This window comes from Spirillospora sp. NPDC046719, assembly GCF_040645715.1.
GTDB lineage: Bacteria > Actinomycetota > Actinomycetes > Streptosporangiales > Streptosporangiaceae > Spirillospora.
Genome location: NZ_JBEYYT010000543.1, coordinates 1 through 5,377, shown reverse-complemented (window position 1 = coordinate 5,377; position 5,377 = coordinate 1). Strand labels below are relative to the sequence as shown.

Below are 5,377 nucleotides of genomic sequence, written 5' to 3'. Positions count from 1 at the left end.
CTCTTCCTCGCCGAAAAAACCGTCAAGAACTACATCTCCAGCATCTTCACCAAACTCGGCATGAGCCGCCGCACCCAAGCCGCCGCCCTCGCCGCCCAACTCAAAGCCGACACCGACAAAAACCACCACCACTACAGGTGAACGGCCGCACCGCACCCCCGCCCGCGAGACGAAGGATGTCGGGCTCCGGTCCCCGTCCGGTCCCTGACGTCCCGTGACGAGCCTCAGGTCCTGCCGGCGATGGAGCGCGGGTTCCGGATCCGCAAGCCCAGCTGGACCTTCCACATCGCCTCGGCCAGAGCGTGGAACTGGTAGAGCAGGCGGCGCAGTACGGGGAGATCACCGGCGTCCGCGGTCGCGGCGGCGTGCTCGGCGACGATCGTCAGGCGGTTGACGCGGCAGGCGAGGAAGTGCGCGAGGGCTTCGCGCCGGACGCTGCCCGAGAACGCGTCGAGCAGGACCGCCTCGGCGGCGTCCAGTTCCTTGAGCACTTCGGTGGTGGCGGCGCGGACGTCGGTTCCGGTGCCCTTGCCGTTCCGGGCGAGGAGCTTCAACCGGGCGAGGGCGGGCAGGCAGCGGCGATGGCGTTCTCGTAGGACGTCCTCAAGGGTGGTCGCATCCACGGCGGTGGCGCTCATGCCTCCACGATCCCGGCGGCGGGCCGGGCCCCCGTAGGGCGGGAGGTCCCGGTCCGGGCGACGAAGGTCCCGAAGTTCGCGGCCGGTCGGGCGCGAGCGCCCATCGGGACATTCGGACCGAAGGCCCCTCGGCCGAAGGACCAAGGTCCCTGGGCGGTGATGATCGCCGGGGCCATCGTGGAGGGGCGATCCGAGACGGGGCGGTCTCACCGGGCGTCCGGGACGGGCCGCCCACCCGAGTCCCCAGGAGAAGCCATGCCACGCCCAAGCCGGGCCACTGCCGGGGCGGCGCACGCCCACGAACCGGTCCTGTCGGTCCGGGCGGCGCTGACGCTCGCGCCCCCGCGCGGTCACGGCGGTGCAGCGGCCCCCTTCCGGTCATGACCGGGGCGCGCACGTCCGGGGAACCGGCGACGCGGGATCCGCTGGCGACCCCCGAGGGTGTCCGGCGGGTGGTCGCGACCGCGATCGCGGCCCCGTCGGTGCACAACACCCAGCCGTGGCGGTTCGTCCTCTCCCGCGGCGCGCTCGAACTGCACGCCGACGCGTCGCGGCGGCTGCCGGTCATCGACCCGCGCGGCCGCTCGATGACGATCGGCTGCGGCGCCGCGCTGCTGAACGCGCGCCTGGCCATGCTCACCACGGGCCACCGCCCCGACGTGCGGGTTCTCGCCGGAGCCGCGCACGACTCCACGCTCCTGGCCGAGATCCGGACCGGCCCCCGCGTCACCGCCCCGGCCGCCGAGCGGCGCCTCTACGCGGCGATCCGCACCCGCCACGGCAACCGCAGGCCGTTCGCCGCGCGGCGCGTCCCGGACGACGTGTGGACGGCCCTGGCCGCCGCCGCCCGGACGGAAGGCGCCGAGCTGTGGCCGATCGAACGCCACGCCGTCCCGGAGCTGCTCGACCTGGTCGGACGGGCGGAGCGGCGCCTGCAGTCCGACCCGGCCTACGAGGCGGAGCTCGACCGGTGGACGTGCGTCCGGCACCCGCAGCTCGCGGTGCTGATGACCCGCGGCGACGGCCCCGCGACGTGGCTGAGCGCGGGGCAGGCGCTGCAGCGGGTGCTGCTGACCGCGACCGATCTCGGTGTCGCGACGAACCCGCTCATCCAGCCGCTGGACGTGGGGGACATGGACCGCCGCGCCGCCGCGCCACGGTACGACACGGGGCGCCGCATCCAGGCGATCGTCCGGGTCGGGTACGGGCCGAGGGCGCCGTCCACTCCGCGCCGTCCCGTCTCCGACGTGCTGGAGACCGCCCCGCCCGGCATTCGCGGCTGACCCCGCCCGCGCTCCCCCGGCCCGCACCAGCGAACGAAGGAAGGCAGCACCGTGCTCTCCCCCCGCAACACCGAGATCGTCCAGGCGACCCTGCCCGCCGTCGCGGCCCACGGCGCCGAGATCACCGGCCGGTTCTATCCGGCGATGTTCGCCGCGCATCCCGAGCTGCGGAACCTGTTCAACCAGGGCAACCAGGCCAACGGCGAGCAGCGCCAGGCCCTGGCGGGCTCGGTCGTCGCGTTCGCCCGGCGGCTGTGCGGGCCGGACACCGCGGCGGCGCCGCAGCGGCTGCTGTCGCGGATCGCGCACAAGCACGCGTCCCTCGGCGTCCGGCCCGAGCAGTACACGATCGTCGGCCGCCACCTCATGGACGCCGTCGCCGACGTGCTCGGCGACGCGGTGACGCCGGAGGTGCACGCCGCCTGGTCGGAGGTCTACTGGCTGTTCGCGACGCTCCTGGTCGCCGAGGAGGCCCGGCTCTACCAGGAGGCCGGCTGCGATCCCGCGGCGGAGTACCGGCCCTGGCGGGTGACCGAGCGCCGCGACGAGGCCGAGGACGTCGTGTCGTTCGTCCTGCGGCCGGCGGACGGCGGGGAGGTCGTCTGCCACCGTCCCGGCCAGTACGTGTCGGTGGCGGTCGACCTGCCGGGCGGGCTGCGGCAGCCGCGCCAGTACACGCTGTCCCGGGCGACGGACGGTGTCTCGATGCAGATCACCGTCCGGCGGGTGCGCGGCGTCGCCGGAGCCCCTGACGGCGCGGTCTCGACCCACCTGCACCGCAACCTGAAGACCGGCGGCGAGCTGCTGGTCGGGGCACCGTTCGGCGACGTCGTCCTGGAGGACGGCTCCGAACCCCTGGTCTTGGTCAGCGGCGGCATCGGGATCACGCCGATCGCCGCGATCCTGGACCATCTCGCCGCGACGCACCCGGGACGCCGCGTCATCGCCCTCCACGCCGACCGCTCCCCCGCCGCGCACGCGCTGCGCGTCCAGACCGCCCAGTCGGCCCGCTGGATGACGGAGCTGGACGCCATCGCCTGGTACGAGCAGCCCGACCGCCCGAGCGGCGACCAGGTCATAGCCGGACGCATCGACTTCGACGCGCTGCCGGTGCGCGTCCCCGCCAAGGCGCGCGCCTACCTGTGCGGCCCCATCCCGTTCATACGGGACGTCCGGCACGGCCTGCTGAAGGCCGGTGTGAGCGACGAGCGCATCCACTACGAGGTCTTCGGGCCCGACCTGTGGCAGCAGAACGACTGACGAGACGAGCACGGCGGCGGCACGACGCCGCGTGACCGCCGCGCGTGACCACCGTCCCTCCTTGAGATCGCCGGCCCCGGCGCACCGTGATCTACTTGGCCGGGCACGTCGAGACGGGAGGCCGCCATGGGCAAGGCGTCGGGCAAGGTCAAGCGGCTGCCGCGCGACGTCTACGAGCGGGAGCTGGCCCGGCTCCAGACGGAACTGGTGACGCTGCAGGAGTGGGTGCGCGCCGAGGGCGCCCGCGTCGTCGTGGTGTTCGAGGGGCGGGACGCGGCCGGCAAGGGCAGCACGATCAAGCGGGTCACCGAGTACCTCAACCCGCGCGTGGCCCGGATCGCGGCGCTGCCCGCGCCGACCGACCGCGAGCGCACCCAGTGGTACTTCCAGCGCTACGTCGAGCACCTGCCCGCCGCCGGCGAGATCGTGCTGTTCGACCGGTCCTGGTACAACCGGGCGGGCGTCGAGCGCGTCATGGGCTTCTGCACCCAGCAGGAGTACACGCGCTTCCTCCACCAGTGCCCGATCTTCGAGCGGCTGCTCGTCGAGGACGGCGTCCTGCTGCGCAAGTACTGGTTCTCGGTCAGCGACGCCGAGCAGGAGCGGCGCTTCCGCAGCCGGCTGGAGGACCCGATGCGCCGGTGGAAGCTGTCCGCCATGGACCTGGAGTCGATCACCAGGTGGGAGGACTACTCGCGCGCCAAGGACGAGATGTTCGTCCACACCGACATCCCCGAGGCGCCGTGGTACGTCGTGGAGAGCGAGGACAAGCGGCGGGCGCGGATCAACATGATCGCCCACCTGCTGTCGACGATCCCCTACCACGAGGTGGAACGCCCGCCTCTGGAACTGCCCCCGCGTCCCGCCCCGAAGGGCTACGAGCGGTCGCCGCGCGAGATGCAGACGCAGGTCCCCGACCACTCCGCGACCTTGGGCACCGGCCGCTGACCGCTGGCCGCACCGGCCGCTGACCGCTGGTCGAACCGCCGGAGCAGGCGTTTCCCGGCGTCAGATGAGCGCCGAGCCGTTGTCGCCAGGGTGCAGCCCGAGGGCCATGGCCGCGTCGTGCGAGGCGACACCGTTCTCGCCCGGGATGCGACGTCCGGAGAGCATCTCCGGACGCAGCCGGACGAACTGGTCGCGCTCCCCCGGCGCCCAGGCGCGCAGGTCGAGCCTCTCCAGCGCGGCGATCTCGCCGGGCGCGGAGACGCGGCGCGCCGGGCCGATCGCGACCACCGACCAGCCGGTCCGCGCGCCGACGTCGAACGCGTCGATCTCGAAGGCGACGATGGCGCCGCTCGCAGCGGTGGCCAGCCGGGAGGTCCGCGACGTCCGGAACACGACGTCCTCGCCGTCGAGGACGTAGTTGACCGGTTGGATCGCCGGCAGGGCGTTGTGGGTGAAGACGATCCGGCCGACCTCGGCGTGCCGCAGCAGATCCCGGCACTCGTCGGGACCGAGGATCTCCAGACCACTGCGATCGAGTTGCATTCCTCCACCATGCTCGGCCCGCGCGGGGCCCGGTCAGGGCCTAAGGTCCCGACTCATGGACGCTCGTGGCGCGCCGGGCGGCGATCGCCGCCGGGCAGGCCCGACCAGGGGTCCTCGCGCCGCCAGACGGTGGGAAAGTGCAGCGGGACGCCCTGCTCGGCGGCCAGCGGGCCGATGATCCGCATCGTGGCGTCGAGGTCGTCGCCGAGACGGGGCAGGGCGCGCAGCGGCTTGTCGAGCGGCCGGAAGAAGTCGTCCCAGTGGACGAGGACGACCCGGCGCGCCCCCACCGCCTCGACCGTCTCCTTCCAGTAGGCCCGGACGTACTCCTCGTCCTGGAGGCCGAGCTGGCCGACGCCGAGGTACGCGACCTCGGCGGATCGTCCTTCCAGGGCGCCCGGGACGAAGCCCGCGCTCCCCTGGACGAGCGCGGTACGGCCGCCGGCGTGCCGCAGGAGCAGGGACCACGCGTCGCCGCACCGGTAGGCCGACGCCCTGACCGGCGGGACGACCGGGCGCGCGATCGACCCGGGGTACCGGTCGGGCGGGCAGTGCCTGGATTCGACCAGGGTGAGGGTGAAGGCCCCGCAGGTGATCGGTTCGCCGGGCGCGGCCCGGACGATCTCGTCGTCGGGGAGGCCGCCGCCGCGTCCGACGTGGGCGGCGGACGGGCCGCCGACCTGCCGCGCCCCGGTGCGGGCGGCG

General features: G+C 73.9%; 7 protein-coding genes. 4 read left to right on the top strand and 3 right to left on the bottom strand.

The annotated features are described in order from the left end of the window. A partial coding sequence (locus tag ABZ914_RS45515; protein WP_500200901.1) for a LuxR C-terminal-related transcriptional regulator occupies window positions 1-141 on the top strand: 141 nt, incomplete at its 5' end. A gap of 83 nt (window positions 142-224) precedes the next feature. Here the strand turns inward: ABZ914_RS45515 and ABZ914_RS45510 are convergent. After that, window positions 225-638, bottom strand: coding sequence for a hypothetical protein (locus ABZ914_RS45510; protein ID WP_433234775.1), 414 nt, complete (start codon window positions 636-638; stop codon window positions 225-227). A gap of 380 nt (window positions 639-1,018) precedes the next feature. Here ABZ914_RS45510 and ABZ914_RS45505 point away from each other — a divergent pair, with 380 nt between their 5' ends. The 3 genes from ABZ914_RS45505 (at window position 1,019) to ppk2 (ending at window position 4,129) form a co-directional block, all read left to right on the top strand. After that, complete coding sequence (locus ABZ914_RS45505; RefSeq protein ID WP_500200900.1) at window positions 1,019-1,921, top strand: Acg family FMN-binding oxidoreductase; 903 nt, start codon at window positions 1,019-1,021, stop codon at window positions 1,919-1,921. A gap of 51 nt (window positions 1,922-1,972) precedes the next feature. After that, window positions 1,973-3,181: a globin domain-containing protein gene (locus tag ABZ914_RS45500; RefSeq protein ID WP_500200899.1), complete on the top strand. Its 1,209-nt coding sequence runs from the start codon at window positions 1,973-1,975 to the stop codon at window positions 3,179-3,181. A 126-nt stretch (window positions 3,182-3,307) separates the two neighbouring features. After that, the gene (gene ppk2, locus ABZ914_RS45495) at window positions 3,308-4,129 is read left to right on the top strand and encodes a polyphosphate kinase 2 (protein ID WP_500200898.1); all 822 of its coding nucleotides are present in this window, start codon (window positions 3,308-3,310) and stop codon (window positions 4,127-4,129) included. Window positions 4,130-4,189: 60 nt separating this feature from the next. On the opposite strand, the gene ABZ914_RS45490 is transcribed toward ppk2, so the two are convergent. Together ABZ914_RS45490 and ABZ914_RS45485 are read right to left on the bottom strand one after the other, a co-directional pair. Next, window positions 4,190-4,672 carry a pyridoxamine 5'-phosphate oxidase family protein gene (locus ABZ914_RS45490; protein WP_500200897.1) on the bottom strand — a complete coding sequence of 161 codons (483 nt, stop codon included), beginning with the start codon at window positions 4,670-4,672 and terminating at the stop codon, window positions 4,190-4,192. Between the two features lie 53 nt (window positions 4,673-4,725). After that, window positions 4,726-5,377: MBL fold metallo-hydrolase (locus ABZ914_RS45485; protein ID WP_500200896.1), on the bottom strand; the 652-nt coding region annotated here is incomplete at its 5' end.

Bases quoted from the DNA above. Each gene is read 5' to 3' on its own strand.
- ABZ914_RS45510 (WP_433234775.1), bottom strand. From the start codon at position 638: ATGAGCGCCACCGCCGTGGATGCGACCACCCTTGAGGACGTCCTACGA.
- ABZ914_RS45490 (WP_500200897.1), bottom strand. From the start codon at position 4,672: ATGCAACTCGATCGCAGTGGTCTGGAGATCCTCGGTCCCGACGAGTGC.
- ppk2 (WP_500200898.1), top strand. From the start codon at position 3,308: ATGGGCAAGGCGTCGGGCAAGGTCAAGCGGCTGCCGCGCGACGTCTAC.
- ABZ914_RS45505 (WP_500200900.1), top strand. From the start codon at position 1,019: ATGACCGGGGCGCGCACGTCCGGGGAACCGGCGACGCGGGATCCGCTG.